This window comes from Aeromonas sp. RU39B (genome assembly GCF_900156095.1).
In the GTDB taxonomy this organism is placed as follows: Bacteria; Pseudomonadota; Gammaproteobacteria; order Enterobacterales; family Aeromonadaceae; genus Aeromonas.
This window is the reverse complement of the sequence record NZ_FTMJ01000011.1, coordinates 71,672-88,680: the sequence shown is the minus strand read 5'-3', so window position 1 is coordinate 88,680 and position 17,009 is coordinate 71,672. Positions and strand designations below refer to the sequence as shown.

Sequence of the window (17,009 nt, the reverse complement as noted above, 5' to 3'; positions counted from 1 at the left end):
TGTACTGATTATTCCTCGATTTTACCGCCAGCGGCCTCGATGGCTGCACGTGCACCCTTGGTGACGGGCAGACCACGAACGGTCAGAGCGCGGTCGATGTTGCCAGACAGAACAACCTTTACAAACTCGATGTTCTTAGTAACAACACCGGCTTGCTTCAGGGTGCTCAGATCGACCACATCACCTTCTACCTTGGCGATTTCGTTCAGGCGAACCTCGGCCGAAACCAGAGACTTGCGAGAAGTGAAACCGAACTTCGGCAGACGGATCTTCAGCGGCATCTGGCCACCTTCGTAACCGCGACGGACTTTACCGCCACCGGAACGAGAGGTTTGGCCTTTAACACCGCGACCACCAGTCTTACCCAGACCGGAGCCGATACCACGACCGCGACGAGCCTTTTCAGGCTTGGAGCCAGCAGCCGGAGACAGAGTGTTCAGACGCATGCTTAGCCCTCCACCTTAACCATGTAATATACCTGGTTGATCATACCGCGAACGCAAGGGGTATCCTCGAGCTCAACAGTGTGACCAATGCGACGCAGACCCAGGCCACGCAGAGTCGCCTTGTGCTTGGGCAGGCGGCCGATAGAGCTGCGGGTTTGAGTTACTTTTACAGTCTTGTTAGCCATGTCGCATTACCCCAGAATTTCTTCAACGCGCAGACCACGCTTGGCAGCGATCTGTTCCGGAGATTGACCGTGAACCAGAGCGTCTACAGTAGCGCGAACCACGTTGATCGGGTTGGTGGAACCGTAGGTCTTGGCCAGCACGTTGTGAACACCTGCGACTTCCAGTACCGCACGCATCGCACCACCGGCGATGATACCAGTACCTTCGGAGGCCGGCTTCATGAATACGGTAGAACCAGAGTGGATACCCTTCACCGGGTGGTGCAGAGTGCCATTCTTCAGTTCAACCTTGTTCAGGTTACGCTTAGCCTGTTCCATTGCCTTTTGAATGGCAGCCGGAACTTCACGAGCCTTACCGTAGCCGTAACCTACACGGCCGTTGCCATCACCCACTACAGTCAGTGCGGTGAAGGACATGATACGACCACCCTTTACAGTCTTCGAAACACGGTTTACCGCAATGAGCTTTTCGTGCAGTTCACCGGCTTGAGATTCGATTTTAGCCATCTTCGACTCCTAGCTTAGAACTGCAGACCAGCTTCACGAGCAGCAGTAGCCAGAGCGGCTACACGACCGTGATACTTGAAACCGGAACGGTCAAACGACACGTTCTGTACACCCTTGGCAATGGCACGTTCGGCGATAGCCTTACCTACAACGGCAGCCGCTTCGGCGTTACCGGTGTATTTGATGCTTTCGCTGATTGCCTTCTCTACTGTAGAAGCAGAGGCCAGGACTTCGGAACCGTTGGCTGCGATGATCTGCGCGTAGATGTGACGCGGAGTACGGTGAACAACCAGACGAGTCGAACCCAGTTCCTGCATCTTCTTACGTGCGCGAGTAGCACGACGGAGACGAGCTGCTTTCTTGTCCATAGTGTTACCTTACTTCTTCTTAGCTTCTTTAGTACGCACAACCTCATCGGAGTAGCGTACACCCTTGCCCTTATAGGGCTCCGGAGCGCGGTAAGCACGGATATCAGCGGCGACTTGGCCAACCACTTGCTTGTCAGCGCCACGCAGAACGATTTCGGTCTGGGACGGACATTCAGCAGTTACACCAGCCGGCAGCTCGTGCTCAACCGGGTGGGAGAAACCCAGGGCCAGTGCGACAGCGTTGCCCTTGATGGAGGCACGATAACCTACACCAACCAGTTGCAGCTTGCGCTCAAAGCCTTTGGTAACACCGATGACCATGTTGTTGACCAATGCACGGGCAGTACCCGCTTGCGCATCGGCGCCGGCAAAACCAGCACGCGGAGCGAAAGTCAGTGCATTGTCTTCTTTGGTCACTTCCACACCAGCATTGATGTTACGAACCAGAGTGCCTTTCGCGCCTTTAACGCTCAGCTCTTGGCCGTTCAGAGTCACCTCTACGCCAGCAGGAATCGCGACGGGTGCCTTAGCAACACGAGACATTTCCTACCTCCTTAAGCGACGTAGCAGATGATCTCACCGCCCATGCCAGCCTTACGGGCAGCACGGTCAGTCATCACACCTTTGGAAGTGGACACAACAGCGATACCCAGACCGCCCATAACCTTCGGCAGATCGGTGGTACGCTTGTAAATACGCAGGCCGGGACGGCTCACGCGCTGGATCAGTTCAACTACCGGCTTGCCTTGGAAATACTTCAGTTCGATTTCCAGTTCCGGTTTCACGTCGCCACCTACGGTGTAGCCAGCGATGTAGCCTTCATCCTTCAGCACTTGGGCAATAGCCACTTTCAGCTTGGAGGAGGGCATGGAAACCGCAACCTTGCTAGCCGCCTGACCGTTACGGATGCGGGTCAGCATATCCGCGATCGGATCTTGCATGCTCATAAGTCTAACTCCCGAGATTCTTTACCAAGAGGCCTTTTTCAGGCCCGGAATTTCACCCTTCATGGCATGTTCACGCACCTTGATGCGGCACAGGCCAAACTTGCGCAGGAAACCGTGGGGACGGCCAGTGATGGCACAACGGTTACGCTGACGAATCGGGCTGGAATCACGGGGCAGCTGTTGCAACTTCAGAACAGCATCCCAACGCGCTTCTTCGGAAGCGTTCATGTCAACGATCAGAGCTTTCAGCTCGGCACGCTTGGTGGCGTACTTGGCTGCCAGCTTGGCACGCTTGACTTCACGTGCTTTCATGGAAAGTTTTGCCATAACCCTACACCTTACTTGCGGAACGGGAAGTTAAAGGCAGCCAGCAGAGCACGGCCTTCATCATCGGTTTGCGCGGAAGTGGTGATGGTGATATCCAGACCACGAACGCGATCGACCTTGTCATAGTCGATTTCCGGGAAGATGATCTGCTCGCGCACGCCCATGGAGTAGTTACCACGGCCATCGAACGACTTAGCGTTCAGACCACGGAAGTCACGTACACGGGGTACGGCGATAGAGATCAGGCGCTCCAGGAACTCCCACATACGCTCGCCACGCAGGGTTACTTTGCAACCAATCGGGTAGCCTTCACGAATCTTGAAGCCCGCAACGGATTTACGAGCTTTGGTGATCAGCGGCTTCTGACCGGAAATGGCAGCCAGATCGGCAGCAGCATTTTCGAGCAGTTTTTTATCAGCAATCGCTTCACCAACACCCATGTTCAGGGTGATTTTCTCGATCCGAGGGACTTGCATGATAGTCTTGTAACCGAACTGCGTTGTCAGTTCATTTACTACATTTGCTTTGTAGTAATCATGCAGTTTCGCCATCGTTAAACTCCAATTACTTCACAAGTTCGCCGGTGGATTTGAAGACACGAACTTTCTTGCCGTCTTCAATCCGGAAACCTACGCGGTCAGCTTTGCCAGAGGCAGAGTTGAACAGCGCTACATTAGATACATCGATCGGGGCTTCTTTGGTTACGATGCCACCGGCCTGACCCAGAGCGGGTTGCGGCTTTTGGTGTTTCTTAACCAGATTGATGCCTTCGACTACGACCTTACCTTCATCAGCAAGAACTTGAGTGACTTTGCCACGCTTGCCCTTGTCTTTACCGGTGAGGACGATTACTTCGTCTTCGCGACGGATTTTAGCTGCCATCGTTCGACTCCTTACAGTACTTCGGGTGCCAGGGACACGATCTTCATGAACTTCTCATTACGCAGTTCACGGGTGACCGGCCCAAAAATACGAGTACCGATCGGCTGGTGGTTGTTGTTCAGCAACACAGCCGCGTTGTTGTCGAAACGGATGACAGAGCCGTCCTGACGACGAACGCCTTTACGGGTGCGTACGACCACCGCGTTATACACATCACCTTTCTTCACTTTACCGCGAGGAATGGCTTCTTTAATAGAAACCTTGATGATGTCGCCGATGCCGGCGTAACGGCGGTGCGAACCACCCAGAACCTTAATACACATTACGCTGCGTGCGCCGGAGTTATCGGCAACATCCAGCATACTTTGCATCTGGATCATCTTAGTGCTCCGCTTTGTTTACTTCTTTTATCCCTCTCGGGATCTGGCTGCCTTAGAAAGGCGCGAAACTATAACACAGCTATTTTCGAAAAGGTAGCCTAAAAAACAAACGGCCCCCGCAGGGGCCGTTTGGGCTCAAAGTGCCTGACTTAGGCCTTTTCTACGATAGCAACCAGGGTCCAGGACTTGGTCTTGGACAGCGGACGGCATTCGCGGATTTCCACGAGATCGCCGGCCTTGCACTCGTTGTTCTCGTCGTGCACGTGCAGCTTGGTAGTACGCTTGATGATCTTACCGTAGATCGGGTGCTTTACCTTGCGCTCGATAGCAACAGTGATGGACTTGTCCATCTTGTCACTGATAACACGACCTTGCAGAGTACGGATATTATCGGTCATTACGCACCTGCCTTCTCAGTCAGTACAGTCTTGATACGCGCGATGTCGCGACGCACTTGTTTCAGAGTGTGAGTCTGAGCCAGTTGACCGGTGGAAGCTTGCATGCGCAGGTTGAATTGCTCACGCAGCTTGGCCAGCAGTTCCTGGTTCAGTTCGTCAACGCTCTTTTGACGCAGATCTTGGGCTTTCATCACATCACCGTCTTAATTACGAAAGTGGTCTGAACAGACAGCTTGGCTGCGGCCAGGGCAAACGCTTCGCGTGCCAGAGCCTCAGGAACACCGTCCATCTCGTACAGGACTTTACCCGGCTGGATCTGAGCGACCCAGTATTCCACGTTACCCTTACCTTTACCCATCCGCACTTCGAGGGGCTTTTCAGTGATGGGCTTGTCCGGGAACACACGGATCCAGATCTTACCTTGACGCTTGACGTGACGAGTCATGGCACGACGGGCTGCTTCGATTTGACGAGCAGTCAGTTGACCACGAGTAGTCGCCTTCAGGCCAAAGGTACCGAAGGATACTTCGTTACCAGAGTTGGCCAGACCGCGGTTGCGACCCTTATGGATCTTGCGGAATTTAGTACGCTTAGGTTGCAGCATTTACCGAGTCTCCTTACTTACCGCGGCCTTTGCGCTTCGGCTTGGACGGAGCAGGCTCTTGAGCAGCAGCAGCGGCAGCAGCGTTAACTGCAGCCAGGCCACCCAGAACTTCGCCCTTGAAAATCCAAACCTTAACGCCGATCACACCGTAGGTGGTGTGGGCTTCAGAAGTTGCGTAGTCGATGTCGGCACGCAGGGTGTGCAACGGCACACGACCTTCGCGGTACCATTCGGTACGAGCGATTTCAGCGCCGCCCAGACGACCGGATACTTCCACCTTGATGCCCTTGGCACCCAGACGCATGGCGTTTTGCACGGCGCGCTTCATGGCGCGACGGAACATAACGCGACGTTCCAGTTGGGAAGTGATGCTGTCAGCAACGAGTTTGCCATCCAGCTCCGGCTTGCGGACTTCGGAAATGTTGATCTGAGCAGGGACGCCAGCAATCTTGGCAACGGCCTTGCGCAGTTTTTCAACGTCTTCACCCTTCTTGCCGATCACGACACCCGGACGAGCGGTGTGAATGGTCACACGGATGCTCTTGGCCGGACGTTCGATGGTGATCCGCGACAGAGAGGCGTTCTTCAGCTCCTTGGTCAGGAACTGGCGTACTTGGAAATCGCCGTACAGGTTGTCAGCGAAATCTTTGGTATTCGCGTACCAGGTAGAGTTCCAGGGCTTGGTAATACCCAGGCGAATGCCATTAGGATGAACTTTCTGACCCATTGCTTATCTCCCAGCCTTAGCGTCGGATACCACTACAGTGATGTGAGAGGTACGCTTGAGGATACGATCCGCGCGACCTTTAGCACGAGGACGGATGCGCTTCATGGACGGACCTTCGTCGACCATGATAGTTGCAACACGCAGTGCATCGATGTCGGCACCTTCGTTGTGCTCGGCGTTAGCAATGGCAGATTCCAGCACCTTCTTCACCAGCACAGCAGCCTTTTTCGGGCTGAAAGCCAGGATGTTCAGAGCCTTGTCTACCGGCAGACCACGTACTTGATCAGCGACCAGGCGAGCCTTCTGTGCAGAAGTACGGGCGAAACGGTGTTTAGCGATAGCTTCCATCATTTTCCCCTTAGCGCTTCTTGGCCTTCTTATCAGCGGCATGACCGCGATAAGTACGAGTCGGTGCGAATTCACCCAGCTTGTGACCGATCATTTCTTCGGTAACAAACACAGGTACGTGCTGACGACCATTATGGACAGCGATGGTCAAACCGATCATGTTCGGGATGATCATTGAACGACGGGACCAGGTCTTAACCGGTTTTTTATCCCCGCTTTCCACCGCTTTCTCTACCTTCTTCAGCAAGTGCAGGTCGATAAACGGACCCTTCTTGAGAGAACGTGGCATGGTAATTCCTCTATATAGCGATTACTTGTTGCGACGGCGTACGATGTACTTGTCGGTGCGCTTGTTCTTGCGGGTCTTGAAGCCCTTGGACTTCTGGCCCCACGGGGATACCGGCTGGATACCCTTGTTACGGCCTTCACCACCACCGTGCGGGTGGTCTACCGGGTTCATCGCCATACCGCGAACGGTCGGACGAATACCACGCCAGCGGCTAGCACCAGCTTTACCCAGTTGACGCAGCATGTGCTCGGCATTGCCTACTTCGCCGATGGTGGCGCGGCAGTCAGCCAGAACCTTGCGAACTTCGCCGGAGCGCAGACGCAGAGTCACATAGTTGCCTTCACGAGCCAGAATCTGAACGAAAGCACCAGCAGAACGAGCCAGCTGAGCACCCTTGCCCGGCTTCATCTCAACGGCGTGTACAGTAGTACCAACCGGGATGTTGCGCATCGGCAGAGTGTTGCCCACCTTGATGGCTGCATCAGCGCCGGAGGCGATGGCGTCACCCGCCTTCATGCCCTTCGGAGCCAGGATGTAGCGACGTTCACCGTCTGCGTACAGAACCAGAGCGATGTTAGCGGTACGGTTCGGATCGTATTCCAGACGCTCAACCTTGGCCGGGATCCCGTCCTTGTTGCGCTTGAAGTCAACGATACGATAGTGCTGCTTGTGACCACCACCGATGTGACGAGTGGTGATGCGACCGTTGTTGTTACGACCACCGGTCTTTTCTTTCTTGTCGAGCAGGGCTGCGAAGGGCTTACCCTTGTACAGATCCTGGTTGACGACCTTGACGACGTGGCGGCGGCCCGGAGAAGTAGGCTTGCACTTAACGATTGCCATTTTTCAGAACTCCTCTTACTCGGCTGCGCCCATGAAGTCGATGTCCTGACCAGCTTTCAGGGTCACATAAGCCTTTTTCCAATCGGAACGACGGCCTACGCGTGCACCAGTACGCTTGGTCTTACCCTTCATGTTCAGGGTACGGACGGTCTCAACTTCGACCTCGAACAGTTTCGCAACTGCGGCTTTGATTTCCGCCTTGGTAGCGTCAGAAGCTACTTTGAACACGATAGTGTTCAGCTTCTCGGCAACCATGGTGCTCTTTTCAGAGATGTGCGGAGCCTTCAGAACTTTCAGCAGACGCTCTTCACGGATCATGCCAGCATCTCCTCGATTTGCTTCACTGCGTCAGCAGTCATCAGAACCTTGTCGAAAGCGATCAGGCTAACCGGGTCGATACCGGCAACATCACGCACGTCGACCTTGTACAGGTTGCGAGCAGCCAGGAACAGGTTCTCATCGACTTCAGCAGTCACGATCAGAACGTCAGACAGTTCCATTTCTTTCAGCTTGGCGGTCAGAGCCTTGGTCTTCGGTGCGTCGATAGCGAACTTCTCGACCACGATCAGACGATCCTGACGGACCAGCTCGGAGAGGATGCTGCGGATGGCACCGCGGTACATCTTCTTGTTAACCTTTTGGCTGTGATCTTGCGGCTTGGCTGCGAAGGTCACGCCACCGGAACGCCAAATCGGCGAACGGATAGAGCCAGCACGGGCACGACCAGTACCCTTCTGACGCCACGGCTTCTTGCCGCCACCAGACACTTCGGAGCGAGTCAGCTGCGCACGGGTACCCTGACGAGCACCAGCGGCATAAGCAACGACGACCTGGTGAACCAGGGCTTCGTTGAATTCACGCCCGAAGGTAGTTTCGGAAACTTGAAGAGCGCTCTGGGCGTCTTTCATTACCAATTCCATTACTATCTCCTCAGACGTTACGCTTTGACGGCGGGTTTAACGATCACGTCGCCGTTGGTCGCGCCAGGAACTGCGCCTTTAACCAGCAGCAGGTTGCGCTCAACGTCAACGCGGACCAGTTCCAGGTTCTGAGTGGTTACACGCTCATTACCCAGATGGCCAGCCATCTTCTTGCCCTTGAATACACGGCCCGGGGTCTGGTTTTGACCGATGGAGCCCGGTACACGGTGGGACAGGGAGTTACCGTGGGTCATGTCCTGGGTGCGGAAGTTCCAGCGCTTAACAGTACCGGCGAAGCCCTTACCCTTGGAAGTACCAGTAACGTCTACCAGCTTAACTTCGGAGAAGATATCAACCTTCAGCTCGTTGCCAACAGTGAAAGTCTCACCGTTGTTCAGACGGAATTCCCACAGACCGCGGCCGGCTTCAACGCCTGCTTTGGCAAAGTGGCCAGCTTCCGGCTTGGTCACACGGCTGGCCTTTTTGGCGCCAGTGGTAACCTGGATAGCATTGTAGCCGTCGGTTTCTACAGACTTGACCTGAGTTACACGGTTAGCTTCAACTTCGATAACGGTCACCGGGATAGAAACGCCATCTTCAGTGAAGACGCGGGTCATACCCACTTTGCGACCTACAAGACCGATTGTCATTGTTATCAACCTCTTTCCGTAATTAACCCAGGCTGATCTGCACGTCGACACCAGCTGCCAGATCCAGACGCATCAGAGCGTCAACGGTCTTGTCAGTCGGTTCAACGATATCAACCAGACGCTTGTGAGTACGGATTTCGTACTGGTCACGGGCGTCCTTGTTGACGTGCGGAGAGATCAGCACGGTGAAGCGCTCTTTGCGAGTCGGCAGCGGGATCGGACCGCGTACTTGTGCGCCAGTGCGCTTGGCAGTTTCAACGATTTCCGCAGTGGATTGATCGATCAGACGATGATCAAAAGCCTTCAGGCGGATACGGATTCTTTGGTTCTGCATGGACCAGAGCTCCAATGGATAAAGAACATAAATCAACACCGCCCGACAGAGAGTACTCCCGCCAGAGGTGCGATTTTCAACGTTTCCCCCACAGATCGGGGGGACTGTATGGCCGACAATTGCGGCAACGGACAGATTGTCCGGCTTGCCTCAAGGACAAGCGGACGGAATTATACAGAAATTTGCCCGTCGCGCAACGGTCCGGGACAGATATTGTTCAATTTTCATACCCACTGCGGAGGGCAGTGCAAAGCTGGTAGACTCGCCTGATTCGGCTCCGTTTCCCCGGTTTGCGTTATCCATGAAAGATCAGAAAAAAGCCTATCTGTTTGCCCTCTGCACCGTGGCGATGTGGTCCACGGTGGCGACCGCCTTCAAACTCTCACTGCAGTACTTTCAACCGGTGCAATTGCTGCTGGTTGCCGCCTGCACCTCCGCCCTCACCTTGCTCGCCATCGTCGCTTGGCAAGGCAAGCTGGCACTGCTCGGGCAATATATGAAGGCGCGCCCTTTCTACTATGTGACGCTGGGCACCCTCAACCCCTTCCTTTATTACCTACTGCTGTTCAAAGCTTATGATCTGCTGCCCGCCCAGCAGGCGCAGACCCTCAACTACACCTGGGCCATCACCCTGTCACTGCTGGCGGTGCCGTTTCTGGGCCAGAAGCTGCGTAAGCGTGACGGTGTGGCTATCGTGCTGGGTTACTTTGGGGCACTGGTGATCGCCACCAAGGGGGACGTGCTGGGGCTGCATTTCGACAACCCCCTCGGCGTCGCGCTAGCACTCGCATCGACCCTGATCTGGGCCGGCTCCTGGATTCTCAACACCCGTCATCAGGGCGATCCGGTGGTGAGCCTGCTGCTCGGCTTTCTAATCAGCATTCCGTGGATTGTGGTCGCGACCGCTCTGCTCGCTGACTTCCAGTTAACCGCTTGGCAGGGCTGGGTCGGCGCCATCTATGTCGGTCTGTTCGAGATGGGTTTTGCCTTCGTGCTCTGGCTGCTGGCCCTGCGCCACGCAACCAACACCGCCCCCATCAGTAACCTGATCTTTATCTCGCCATTTGCCTCGCTACTGCTGCTGCGCTTTCTGGTGGGTGAACAGATCCACCCCGCCACCCCGGTGGGTCTGGCACTGATTATCGCGGCGCTGCTGATTCAGCAGCTCAAATACGGCAAACGCTATCGCAAGGTGACGGGCGATGGTCACACCGGTTGAGCTGGCGCCCGACTACTACCTGCACAACTTCCGGCTACTGCTGGCAGATATTGCCAAGCGGCATGCCGATCTGCTGCTCTGCGACGAGCACGCCTGGCTAACCCGCTTTGCGGCTCTCTCCCACCCTGCCGCCTGCCTGCTGGTGCGCCTGCTATCGCGCAAAGGGGAGTGGTTTCGCGCCGACAAGCTGCACTATCCGGAAATTGGTGCGCTGCCACTGGATGAATTGGCACAGACCGGTTTTATCCGGCTGGCGCAGCCTGACTGGCCTGAGCTGGGTGCCCTGCTGACCCGCCCCGAGATTCTGAGTCTGGCACCGCACCTGCCGCGCAGCGCCCGCAAGGAAGCACTGCTCGATGAGCTGGCCAACACGCCGCTTCCCGCGCTTCCCTTTGTATGCCTGCAGGTGCTGGACAAGGCGTTGCTGGCGCGCTTTCTGCTGCTGTTTTTTGGCAATCGCGAGCAGGATTTGACCGAGTTTGTACTGCTCGATCTGGGTCACTATCGCTATGAAAGCTATCCGCTCGATCCGGCCAGCCGACTGTTCCAGAGCCGGCAGCAGCTCGATGCTCGCTGGGCACTCGATGAGTGGCAAACGCAGTGGCTCGTCGAGCGTGCCAATACCGGCCCCGAGGTCGCCGCCAACTGGTGGCCGACATTGCCTGCCCGCTCTGACTGGCCACCTCTGGCGCGGCGCCGTGAGCGGCTGCAACTGGCGCTGGCTCGCGATCTGGAGCGCTGCGGTGATGATGAGCTGGCGCTGCATCTCTACGCCGATTGCCAGATGCCTCCGGCGCGGGAGCGCCAGGTTCGCCTCTGGCTCAAACGCGATGAGCACGCCCAAGCAGCCGCCATGCTGGCCGGGATGACCGCCGCGCCACGCGATGAAGAGGAGCGGGCCGTACTGCGCACGTTGCAAGAAAAGCTGGCCAGAGCGCTGGGCCACAGAGTGCCACGCCATCGTCGCCCGGAATTTCCGGCTCTGGATTTAACCCTTTCCCCCTGGCCCGGTCGGGTGGAAGAGGCCGCACTGACCGCCCTCGCCCAACAGGGTTGGCACGGTGGCTGGTGTGAGAACGCCCTGCTCGGTGGCATCTTTGGCCTACTGTTCTGGGATGCCCTGTTTGCGCCATTGCCGGGCGCCTTCTTTAACCGCTACCAACGCGGGCCGGCTGATCTCTATTCATCGACCTTTGCCGAGCGGCGTCGCCCGCAGATTGCCGCTGCCTGGGCACAATTGGCTGCACCGGATTACCGCGAGCAGCTGTTGCTGCGCTATGAGCGTAAACAGGGGATCGCCAACGACTGGGTGGTGTGGGATCGCCTGCCCCGCTCACTGCTCGAACAAGCACTGGGCGTGATCCCGCGCCATCACTGGCAAGCCATGCTGACCCGACTGCTGTTTGACGTGCGCAGTAACCGCAGCGGGCTGCCCGACTTGGTGCTGTTTCGTGACGGGGAGTATTGCCTGGTCGAGGTCAAAGGCCCCGGCGACGATTTGCAGCCCCACCAGATCCGCTGGCTGCAATTCTTTGCCGCCGAGGGTATCCCCCATGCAGTTTGCCGGGTACGGGTCGCCAGTGATGATTAAGCAAAACAACAGGTTGCAAAAAAGTTAACAACAGCACAAAAAATGGCCCGAAGGATGCAAGTTCTCATTATCTGTTGATGCAAGGATGATGATCATGTCGATTGGCGCGCTGTTACCCCTGGCCTCACTGGCCTTCAATATCGGCAGCAAGATTTTCAGCAGCTCCTCGCAACCGGCGCCAGCCGCCTCGTCTGCGACCACGGCGCAGCCCAACTTGTCGCCCACACTACAAAGCCTCTTCTCCGGGCTCGGAGCCAACAACCCGTCTGGTGATACCGAAAGCTCGGCCATCAATCACTTTATGAGTGACCTGATGCAGGAGCTCAAACGCTCTTCGTCCGGCCAGTCGTTGCCTGATGCGCTGGCCAGCCTGCAACAAAAGCTGTCGAGCGGCACAGCGGGCAGCAGCGGTGATAACTTGCAGCGCTCCCTCTCGGCACTGGAAGAGCAACTTGGCATGCCGCAAGCTGATCTCGGCTCGTTTATCAGCCGTTTTCGCGACAGCCTGCAGCAAGGCAGCGGCCAGCTGCTCAGTGCCCGCGCCTGACGTAGAAACGAAAAACGGCAACCCGAGGGTTGCCGTTACTATTCAATATGTTGCCAATCAGCTGCGCGCAGCCAGCAGGGCTTCGGCGGCAGTCAGGGCCGCATCGATCTGCTGCGGTGCCACACCGCCCTTGGCAACCCGTTTGGCCAAGGTCGCATCCAGTTCAAGGTTCGGATAGACATCCTCACCAATCAGCGGGTTGAAGCGGGCAAACTCGGCCAGCGTCAGCTCTTCTAGCGGCTTTTGTACGCTGATGGCGTAGACCACGGCTTCACCGACGATATGGTGCGCTTCACGGAAGGGAATCCCCTTGGCCACCAGATAGTCGGCCAGCTCGGTAGCATTGGCATAACCGCCTTGCGCCGCCGCCTTGGTCCGCTCGCTGTTAACGTTGAGATCCACCAGCACCAGCGCCGCCATGTCGAGGCAGTCGTGCCAGGTATCCAGCGCGTCGAACAGCCCTTCCTTGTCTTCCTGCATGTCCTTGTTGTAGGCCAGCGGCAGTGCCTTGAGGGTCATCAGCATCCCCATCTGGGCGCCCACGACCCGGCCAGCCTTGCCACGGATCAGCTCAAGAGCATCCGGGTTCTTCTTCTGCGGCATCAGGGAGGAGCCCGAGGTCACCGCATCGGAGAGTTCAAGGAAACCGGCTTCTCCGGTGTTGTAGAAGATCAGATCTTCGGCAAAGCGCGACAGGTGGGTCATGGAGAGGGACGCCACATTCATCAGCTCGACCACATGATCGCGATCCGAGACCGAATCCAGGCTGTTGCGTGTTGCCGCAGCAAAGCCAAGGTCGAGTGCCAGTGCGTCACGGTCGATGGCATAGGCCGTACCGGCCAGCGCGCCGCAACCAAGCGGACTGGTATCGAGCCGCTTGAGCGCATCCTGCAGGCGGCTGTAGTCGCGCTCCAGCATCTCCACATAGGCCAGCGCCCAGTGGCTGAAGGTGACCGGTTGCGCCCGTTGCAGGTGGGTGTAACCGGGCAGCACTGTGGTTTGGTGAGCGCGAGCGCACTCCACCAGCCCCTTTTGCAGGGCATGGACCGAGTGCAGCAGCAGCTCACCTTGCGCCTTGCACCAGAGCTTGAGATCCGTCGCCACCTGATCGTTACGGGAACGACCGGTGTGCAGCTTCTTGCCCAGATCGCCCACGGCGTCGATCAGCTTGCCTTCCACCCAGGAGTGAATGTCTTCGGCATCGGACACCAGGATCTGCTCCGGATCGAGGCGCACGCTCACCAGCAAGGCATCCATGGCCTGCTGCAGCTTGCCCTGCTCCTCGGCAGTCAGCACCCCGACCTTGACCAAGGCGCGTGCCCAAGCCATCGAGCCCTGAATGTCCTGCTCTGCCAGACGATAGTCGAAGCGCAGGGAGTCGTTGAACTGCTTGAATCTGACATCCGCGCCCTGACTAAAGCGCCCGCCCCAAAGTGCCATCTCGATACTCCTGTGAACTGATTATCCCGTCTCTCTTCTTATCAGGGTGACCGCCGGGCGGCCACCCTGTCACACCTTAACCGTGAGTGTGCGCACCGCCAACATCCTGATTCTGCTCTTTCATGGCGCGAATCCGGCTGGCCAGGGTGTAAAGACGGATGAAGCCTTCAGCGTGGCTCTGGTCGTACACTTCGTCGGCACCGAAGGTGGCGAAGTCTTCCGAGTAGAGGCTGTTGGGCGACTTCTTCTGGGTCGCAGTGACTTGGCCCTTGTACATCTTGAGCACCACTTCACCGTTCAGATCTTCGGCGATGGCGTTGGCAGAGGCGACAATGGCCTTGCACAGCGGGGTGAACCAGCGACCGTCATAGACCAGATGGGAGAACTCGGCACCGAGTTTTTCCCGCCAGGCGCGAGTCGGGCGATCCAGCACCAGCTCTTCCACGGCGCGCAGTGCAGCAACCATCACGGTACCGCCCGGGGTTTCGTAGCAACCACGGGACTTCATACCGACCATCCGGTTTTCGGTGATATCGACACGGCCCACGCCATGCTTACCGGCTCGCTCGTTCAGGTGCACCAGAATCTGGTGCGGAGTCATGGTCTTATCATCCACAGCCACCACTTCGCCCTTGGCGACGGTCAGCTTGACGTACTCCGGTTGATCCGGGGCTTGCTCGGCTGGCACGGTCCACTGCCAGACGGCTTCGGACGGTTCGTTCCAGGTGCTCTCCAGCTCGCCACCTTCGGTGGAGATGTGCCAGGCGTTGGCGTCACGGCTGTAGATCTTCTTCAGCGTGGCCTTGCACGGAATGTTGCGGGCTTCCAGATAGGCCAGCAGATCTTCCCGGGAGCGCATGTCCCAGATCCGCCAAGGAGCAATCACCTTCAGATGCGGAGCCAGCGCCGCTACGGCACCTTCGAAACGCACCTGATCGTTACCCTTGCCGGTGCAACCGTGGGAGATGGCATCGGCGCCTTCGGCCAGCGCAGCTTCAACCATGGCCTTGGCGATCACCGGACGAGCCATGGAGGTACCCAGCAGGTAGGTACCTTCATAGATGGCGCCGGTCTTCAGGGTCGGGTAGACATATTCCTTGATGAACTCTTCGCGCAGGTCCTTGATGATGCACTTGGAGGCACCGGAAGCGATCGCCTTCTCCTCGATGCCTTCCAGATCCTCGCGCTCCTGACCTACATCGGCAACAAACGCCACGATTTCAGCGTCATAGTGCTCTTTGAGCCAGGGAATGATGGCCGAGGTATCCAGGCCGCCCGAGTAAGCCAGTACGATCTTGTTGATGGTGCTCATTGTTTTTCTCTCCGTGACGATTCGTTGTCGATTCAGTGTTGGCCGCCCAGCAGGGTAACCAGGATGGCGTTCTGGATGTGCATGCGGTTCTCGGCCTCGTCGAGGATCAGAGAAGCCGGACCGTCCATCACCTCTGAAGTGATCTCCAGATCGCGGTGGGCCGGCTGGCAGTGCAGCACGTGGCGGATACCGGTGCGATCCAGCAGCGCCTGATTAATCTGATAAGGCATGAAGATATCCATGACCTGTTCCATCGGGGTGGTATCGCCCATCGACACCCAGGTATCGGTGTAGGCGACGTCAAACCCTTCAATGGCCTTGATGTCATCGCTCACCACCAAGGTCGCGCCGCTTTGCGCAGCCAGCGCCTGGGCCTGCTGGAAGATCTGCACATCCGGGCCGTGACCCTTGGGGCAGACCAGCGTGACATCGGTGCCGAGGATGGCGCCGGTCAGCAGCAGGGAGTGGCTGACGTTGTTGCCATCGCCCAGATAAGCCAGCTTCACCTTGGACATATCGGAATAGTTTTCTGCGATGGTCATAAAATCGGCGAAGGCCTGGCACGGGTGATAGAGGTTGCACAGGCTGTTAACCACCGGCACGGTGCCATACTCAGCCAGCTCAACCAGTGTTTGATGATCAAACACCCGGGCGACGATCCCTTCGCACCAGCGCGACAGGTTGCCGGCGAAATCCTTCACCGACTCACGCTTACCCAATGCACCGTTCTGCTGGTCCATATAGACGCTGTGACCACCGAGGCGAGCGATGCCGATGTCGAAGGTGACGCGGGTACGCAGGGAGGGCTTCTCGAACAGGGTGACGATGTTCTTGCCTGCCAGCGACTGGCTGTATTTCTTCGGATCGGCCTTGATGGCCTTGCCCAGGTTGATCAGGTCCGTCAGTTGGGCCTGGTCGAATTCGGTTCCGGTCAGAAGGTGCATGGGTCTCTCCTTGTGTCGTTTATGCCGTGACCTTGGTGCCTACCGCGCCGCCCGCGAGCAGCTTGTGCAGCAGATCCGGGTAGCGCCAGCTGGCAACGGCCACCGGCTTGCCGAGGGTCTCGGCAGCGTGCAGGGCAGCTTTCACCTTGACCGCCATCCCGTCGGCAATCACCCCTTTCTCCATCAGGTCGGCGGCTGTGCTCTTGTCGAGTTCCGGCACCAGCTTGCCCTTGCCATCCAGAATGCCGCTCACATCCGACAGCATCACCAGATCGGCGCCCAGCGCCTCAGCAATGGCGGTAGCCGCCTGGTCGGCGTTGACGTTCATCATCTGCCCTTCGGTGGTGATACCGATGGAGCTGATCACCGGCAGGAAACCTTGCGACAGGATGCCCTTGAGCAGTGCCGGGTTGCCCGGTTGGCAGGCACCGACTGCGCCCAGTTCGGGATCAAGCTGGGTCACCTGGCACAGGCCGCCGTCTGCCAGACACAGGCCCACAGCCGGGATGCCGGTCGCGATCGACTTGGCCATCATCTGCTTGTTAGCCGTTCCGGCCAGCGCACCGGCGATAAAGGGAATGTGTTCGAACGGGGTTATGCGCAGGCCGTTTTTCTTGGCCGAGGTCAGGCCCAATCCCTTGAGCAGGTCATCCACCAGGCAGCCACCGCCGTGCACCAGCACCAGCGGACGGTGTTGCTCGTCAAGGAAGCCCTTGAGGGTGGCGAACAGGGCGGTGAGGGCCTCGTCACTTTCGAGCAGCGCGCCGCCCAGCTTGATTACCAGAGTCTGCTTGTCCATCT

Annotated in this window: 28 protein-coding genes; 3 read left to right on the top strand and 25 right to left on the bottom strand. The window is 57.4% G+C overall.

The genetic code is table 11. The annotated features are described in order from the left end of the window. Window positions 1-8 precede the first annotated feature (8 nt). The 21 genes from rplO to rpsJ all read right to left on the bottom strand — a co-directional run bounded on the left by rplO (window position 9) and on the right by rpsJ (window position 9,155). Entirely contained in the window at window positions 9-446 is a 438-nt protein-coding gene (rplO, locus tag BW958_RS14870) for a 50S ribosomal protein L15 (protein ID WP_076576544.1), read from the bottom strand. Window positions 447-448: 2 nt separating this feature from the next. Beyond that, window positions 449-631: a 50S ribosomal protein L30 gene (gene rpmD, locus BW958_RS14865; protein WP_005350132.1), complete on the bottom strand. Its 183-nt coding sequence runs from the start codon at window positions 629-631 to the stop codon at window positions 449-451. 6 nt (window positions 632-637) lie between these two features. Then, window positions 638-1,138 carry a 30S ribosomal protein S5 gene (gene rpsE / locus BW958_RS14860; RefSeq protein ID WP_076576543.1) on the bottom strand — a complete coding sequence of 167 codons (501 nt, stop codon included), beginning with the start codon at window positions 1,136-1,138 and terminating at the stop codon, window positions 638-640. Between the two features lie 14 nt (window positions 1,139-1,152). Then, on the bottom strand, window positions 1,153-1,506 hold the full coding sequence (rplR, locus tag BW958_RS14855) for a 50S ribosomal protein L18 (RefSeq protein WP_076576542.1): 354 nt from the start codon (window positions 1,504-1,506) through the stop codon (window positions 1,153-1,155). 9 nt (window positions 1,507-1,515) lie between these two features. Further along, entirely contained in the window at window positions 1,516-2,049 is a 534-nt protein-coding gene (rplF, locus tag BW958_RS14850) for a 50S ribosomal protein L6 (RefSeq protein ID WP_076576541.1), read from the bottom strand. Between the two features lie 11 nt (window positions 2,050-2,060). Beyond that, complete coding sequence (gene rpsH / locus BW958_RS14845; RefSeq protein ID WP_076576540.1) at window positions 2,061-2,453, bottom strand: 30S ribosomal protein S8; 393 nt, start codon at window positions 2,451-2,453, stop codon at window positions 2,061-2,063. 21 nt (window positions 2,454-2,474) lie between these two features. Beyond that, window positions 2,475-2,780, bottom strand: coding sequence for a 30S ribosomal protein S14 (gene rpsN, locus BW958_RS14840; RefSeq protein ID WP_076576539.1), 306 nt, complete (start codon window positions 2,778-2,780; stop codon window positions 2,475-2,477). 11 nt (window positions 2,781-2,791) lie between these two features. After that, window positions 2,792-3,331: a 50S ribosomal protein L5 gene (rplE, locus tag BW958_RS14835; protein ID WP_076576538.1), complete on the bottom strand. Its 540-nt coding sequence runs from the start codon at window positions 3,329-3,331 to the stop codon at window positions 2,792-2,794. Window positions 3,332-3,344: 13 nt separating this feature from the next. Next, a complete protein-coding gene (rplX, locus tag BW958_RS14830; protein ID WP_076576537.1) occupies window positions 3,345-3,662 on the bottom strand; it encodes a 50S ribosomal protein L24 in 318 nt (105 codons plus the stop codon). 11 nt (window positions 3,663-3,673) lie between these two features. Then, the gene (gene rplN, locus BW958_RS14825) at window positions 3,674-4,042 is read right to left on the bottom strand and encodes a 50S ribosomal protein L14 (RefSeq protein WP_076576536.1); all 369 of its coding nucleotides are present in this window, start codon (window positions 4,040-4,042) and stop codon (window positions 3,674-3,676) included. Between the two features lie 149 nt (window positions 4,043-4,191). Continuing rightward, window positions 4,192-4,440, bottom strand: coding sequence for a 30S ribosomal protein S17 (gene rpsQ / locus BW958_RS14820; protein WP_076576535.1), 249 nt, complete (start codon window positions 4,438-4,440; stop codon window positions 4,192-4,194). After that, window positions 4,440-4,631: a 50S ribosomal protein L29 gene (gene rpmC / locus BW958_RS14815; protein ID WP_076576534.1), complete on the bottom strand. Its 192-nt coding sequence runs from the start codon at window positions 4,629-4,631 to the stop codon at window positions 4,440-4,442. The genes rpsQ and rpmC overlap by 1 nt, the downstream gene beginning before the upstream one ends. Further along, window positions 4,631-5,044: a 50S ribosomal protein L16 gene (gene rplP, locus BW958_RS14810; RefSeq protein ID WP_076576533.1), complete on the bottom strand. Its 414-nt coding sequence runs from the start codon at window positions 5,042-5,044 to the stop codon at window positions 4,631-4,633. The genes rpmC and rplP overlap by 1 nt, the downstream gene beginning before the upstream one ends. 13 nt (window positions 5,045-5,057) lie before the next feature. Continuing rightward, window positions 5,058-5,771, bottom strand: a complete 714-nt coding sequence (rpsC, locus tag BW958_RS14805; protein WP_076576532.1) for a 30S ribosomal protein S3 — start codon at window positions 5,769-5,771, stop codon at window positions 5,058-5,060. Window positions 5,772-5,774: 3 nt separating this feature from the next. Continuing rightward, window positions 5,775-6,119 carry a 50S ribosomal protein L22 gene (rplV, locus tag BW958_RS14800; protein WP_076576531.1) on the bottom strand — a complete coding sequence of 115 codons (345 nt, stop codon included), beginning with the start codon at window positions 6,117-6,119 and terminating at the stop codon, window positions 5,775-5,777. 10 nt (window positions 6,120-6,129) lie between these two features. After that, entirely contained in the window at window positions 6,130-6,408 is a 279-nt protein-coding gene (gene rpsS / locus BW958_RS14795; RefSeq protein WP_005307960.1) for a 30S ribosomal protein S19, read from the bottom strand. A gap of 21 nt (window positions 6,409-6,429) precedes the next feature. Next, on the bottom strand, window positions 6,430-7,251 hold the full coding sequence (rplB, locus tag BW958_RS14790) for a 50S ribosomal protein L2 (RefSeq protein WP_076576530.1): 822 nt from the start codon (window positions 7,249-7,251) through the stop codon (window positions 6,430-6,432). Window positions 7,252-7,266: 15 nt separating this feature from the next. Next, window positions 7,267-7,569: a 50S ribosomal protein L23 gene (gene rplW / locus BW958_RS14785; protein ID WP_076576529.1), complete on the bottom strand. Its 303-nt coding sequence runs from the start codon at window positions 7,567-7,569 to the stop codon at window positions 7,267-7,269. Beyond that, window positions 7,566-8,171 carry a 50S ribosomal protein L4 gene (gene rplD / locus BW958_RS14780; protein WP_042046230.1) on the bottom strand — a complete coding sequence of 202 codons (606 nt, stop codon included), beginning with the start codon at window positions 8,169-8,171 and terminating at the stop codon, window positions 7,566-7,568. Before rplD ends, rplW begins: the two co-directional genes overlap by 4 nt. Before the next feature lie 17 nt (window positions 8,172-8,188). Beyond that, on the bottom strand, window positions 8,189-8,821 hold the full coding sequence (gene rplC / locus BW958_RS14775) for a 50S ribosomal protein L3 (RefSeq protein WP_076576528.1): 633 nt from the start codon (window positions 8,819-8,821) through the stop codon (window positions 8,189-8,191). Between the two features lie 22 nt (window positions 8,822-8,843). Next, window positions 8,844-9,155 carry a 30S ribosomal protein S10 gene (gene rpsJ, locus BW958_RS14770; protein ID WP_005307944.1) on the bottom strand — a complete coding sequence of 104 codons (312 nt, stop codon included), beginning with the start codon at window positions 9,153-9,155 and terminating at the stop codon, window positions 8,844-8,846. A 301-nt stretch (window positions 9,156-9,456) separates the two neighbouring features. On the opposite strand from rpsJ, the gene BW958_RS14765 reads away from it, so the two are divergent. The 3 genes from BW958_RS14765 (at window position 9,457) to BW958_RS14755 (ending at window position 12,512) form a co-directional block, all read left to right on the top strand. Next, window positions 9,457-10,374, top strand: a complete 918-nt coding sequence (locus BW958_RS14765) for a DMT family transporter (RefSeq protein WP_076576527.1) — start codon at window positions 9,457-9,459, stop codon at window positions 10,372-10,374. Next, window positions 10,358-11,965: a VRR-NUC domain-containing protein gene (locus BW958_RS14760; RefSeq protein ID WP_076576526.1), complete on the top strand. Its 1,608-nt coding sequence runs from the start codon at window positions 10,358-10,360 to the stop codon at window positions 11,963-11,965. The genes BW958_RS14765 and BW958_RS14760 overlap by 17 nt, the downstream gene beginning before the upstream one ends. A 94-nt stretch (window positions 11,966-12,059) precedes the next feature. After that, window positions 12,060-12,512 (top strand): hypothetical protein, encoded by a 453-nt coding sequence (locus BW958_RS14755; protein ID WP_143233103.1) that lies wholly within the window; start codon window positions 12,060-12,062, stop codon window positions 12,510-12,512. Between the two features lie 57 nt (window positions 12,513-12,569). On the opposite strand, the gene argH is transcribed toward BW958_RS14755, so the two are convergent. The 4 genes from argH to argB form a co-directional block, all read right to left on the bottom strand. Next, window positions 12,570-13,952, bottom strand: a complete 1,383-nt coding sequence (argH, locus tag BW958_RS14750; protein WP_076576525.1) for an argininosuccinate lyase — start codon at window positions 13,950-13,952, stop codon at window positions 12,570-12,572. Window positions 13,953-14,028: 76 nt separating this feature from the next. Beyond that, window positions 14,029-15,264 carry an argininosuccinate synthase gene (locus tag BW958_RS14745; RefSeq protein ID WP_076576524.1) on the bottom strand — a complete coding sequence of 412 codons (1,236 nt, stop codon included), beginning with the start codon at window positions 15,262-15,264 and terminating at the stop codon, window positions 14,029-14,031. Between the two features lie 32 nt (window positions 15,265-15,296). After that, window positions 15,297-16,208 carry an ornithine carbamoyltransferase gene (locus tag BW958_RS14740; protein WP_076576523.1) on the bottom strand — a complete coding sequence of 304 codons (912 nt, stop codon included), beginning with the start codon at window positions 16,206-16,208 and terminating at the stop codon, window positions 15,297-15,299. Between the two features lie 19 nt (window positions 16,209-16,227). Next, complete coding sequence (gene argB, locus BW958_RS14735) at window positions 16,228-17,007, bottom strand: acetylglutamate kinase (RefSeq protein ID WP_076576522.1); 780 nt, start codon at window positions 17,005-17,007, stop codon at window positions 16,228-16,230. Window positions 17,008-17,009: the final 2 nt, after the last annotated feature.

Excerpts from the sequence above, each read along its gene's own strand:
- rplO (WP_076576544.1), bottom strand. The coding sequence starts at position 446 with ATGCGTCTGAACACTCTGTCTCCGGCTGCTGGCTCCAAGCCTGAAAAG.
- rpmD (WP_005350132.1), bottom strand. The coding sequence starts at position 631 with ATGGCTAACAAGACTGTAAAAGTAACTCAAACCCGCAGCTCTATCGGC.
- rpsE (WP_076576543.1), bottom strand. The coding sequence starts at position 1,138 with ATGGCTAAAATCGAATCTCAAGCCGGTGAACTGCACGAAAAGCTCATT.
- rplR (WP_076576542.1), bottom strand. The coding sequence starts at position 1,506 with ATGGACAAGAAAGCAGCTCGTCTCCGTCGTGCTACTCGCGCACGTAAG.
- rplF (WP_076576541.1), bottom strand. The coding sequence starts at position 2,049 with ATGTCTCGTGTTGCTAAGGCACCCGTCGCGATTCCTGCTGGCGTAGAG.
- rpsH (WP_076576540.1), bottom strand. The coding sequence starts at position 2,453 with ATGAGCATGCAAGATCCGATCGCGGATATGCTGACCCGCATCCGTAAC.
- rpsN (WP_076576539.1), bottom strand. The coding sequence starts at position 2,780 with ATGGCAAAACTTTCCATGAAAGCACGTGAAGTCAAGCGTGCCAAGCTG.
- rplE (WP_076576538.1), bottom strand. The coding sequence starts at position 3,331 with ATGGCGAAACTGCATGATTACTACAAAGCAAATGTAGTAAATGAACTG.
- rplX (WP_076576537.1), bottom strand. The coding sequence starts at position 3,662 with ATGGCAGCTAAAATCCGTCGCGAAGACGAAGTAATCGTCCTCACCGGT.
- rplN (WP_076576536.1), bottom strand. The coding sequence starts at position 4,042 with ATGATCCAGATGCAAAGTATGCTGGATGTTGCCGATAACTCCGGCGCA.
- rpsQ (WP_076576535.1), bottom strand. The coding sequence starts at position 4,440 with ATGACCGATAATATCCGTACTCTGCAAGGTCGTGTTATCAGTGACAAG.
- rpmC (WP_076576534.1), bottom strand. The coding sequence starts at position 4,631 with ATGAAAGCCCAAGATCTGCGTCAAAAGAGCGTTGACGAACTGAACCAG.
- rplP (WP_076576533.1), bottom strand. The coding sequence starts at position 5,044 with ATGCTGCAACCTAAGCGTACTAAATTCCGCAAGATCCATAAGGGTCGC.
- rpsC (WP_076576532.1), bottom strand. The coding sequence starts at position 5,771 with ATGGGTCAGAAAGTTCATCCTAATGGCATTCGCCTGGGTATTACCAAG.
- rplV (WP_076576531.1), bottom strand. The coding sequence starts at position 6,119 with ATGGAAGCTATCGCTAAACACCGTTTCGCCCGTACTTCTGCACAGAAG.
- rpsS (WP_005307960.1), bottom strand. The coding sequence starts at position 6,408 with ATGCCACGTTCTCTCAAGAAGGGTCCGTTTATCGACCTGCACTTGCTG.
- rplB (WP_076576530.1), bottom strand. The coding sequence starts at position 7,251 with ATGGCAATCGTTAAGTGCAAGCCTACTTCTCCGGGCCGCCGCCACGTC.
- rplW (WP_076576529.1), bottom strand. The coding sequence starts at position 7,569 with ATGATCCGTGAAGAGCGTCTGCTGAAAGTTCTGAAGGCTCCGCACATC.
- rplD (WP_042046230.1), bottom strand. The coding sequence starts at position 8,171 with ATGGAATTGGTAATGAAAGACGCCCAGAGCGCTCTTCAAGTTTCCGAA.
- rplC (WP_076576528.1), bottom strand. The coding sequence starts at position 8,821 with ATGACAATCGGTCTTGTAGGTCGCAAAGTGGGTATGACCCGCGTCTTC.
- rpsJ (WP_005307944.1), bottom strand. The coding sequence starts at position 9,155 with ATGCAGAACCAAAGAATCCGTATCCGCCTGAAGGCTTTTGATCATCGT.
- BW958_RS14765 (WP_076576527.1), top strand. The coding sequence starts at position 9,457 with ATGAAAGATCAGAAAAAAGCCTATCTGTTTGCCCTCTGCACCGTGGCG.
- BW958_RS14760 (WP_076576526.1), top strand. The coding sequence starts at position 10,358 with ATGGTCACACCGGTTGAGCTGGCGCCCGACTACTACCTGCACAACTTC.
- BW958_RS14755 (WP_143233103.1), top strand. The coding sequence starts at position 12,060 with ATGTCGATTGGCGCGCTGTTACCCCTGGCCTCACTGGCCTTCAATATC.
- argH (WP_076576525.1), bottom strand. The coding sequence starts at position 13,952 with ATGGCACTTTGGGGCGGGCGCTTTAGTCAGGGCGCGGATGTCAGATTC.
- BW958_RS14745 (WP_076576524.1), bottom strand. The coding sequence starts at position 15,264 with ATGAGCACCATCAACAAGATCGTACTGGCTTACTCGGGCGGCCTGGAT.
- BW958_RS14740 (WP_076576523.1), bottom strand. The coding sequence starts at position 16,208 with ATGCACCTTCTGACCGGAACCGAATTCGACCAGGCCCAACTGACGGAC.
- argB (WP_076576522.1), bottom strand. The coding sequence starts at position 17,007 with ATGGACAAGCAGACTCTGGTAATCAAGCTGGGCGGCGCGCTGCTCGAA.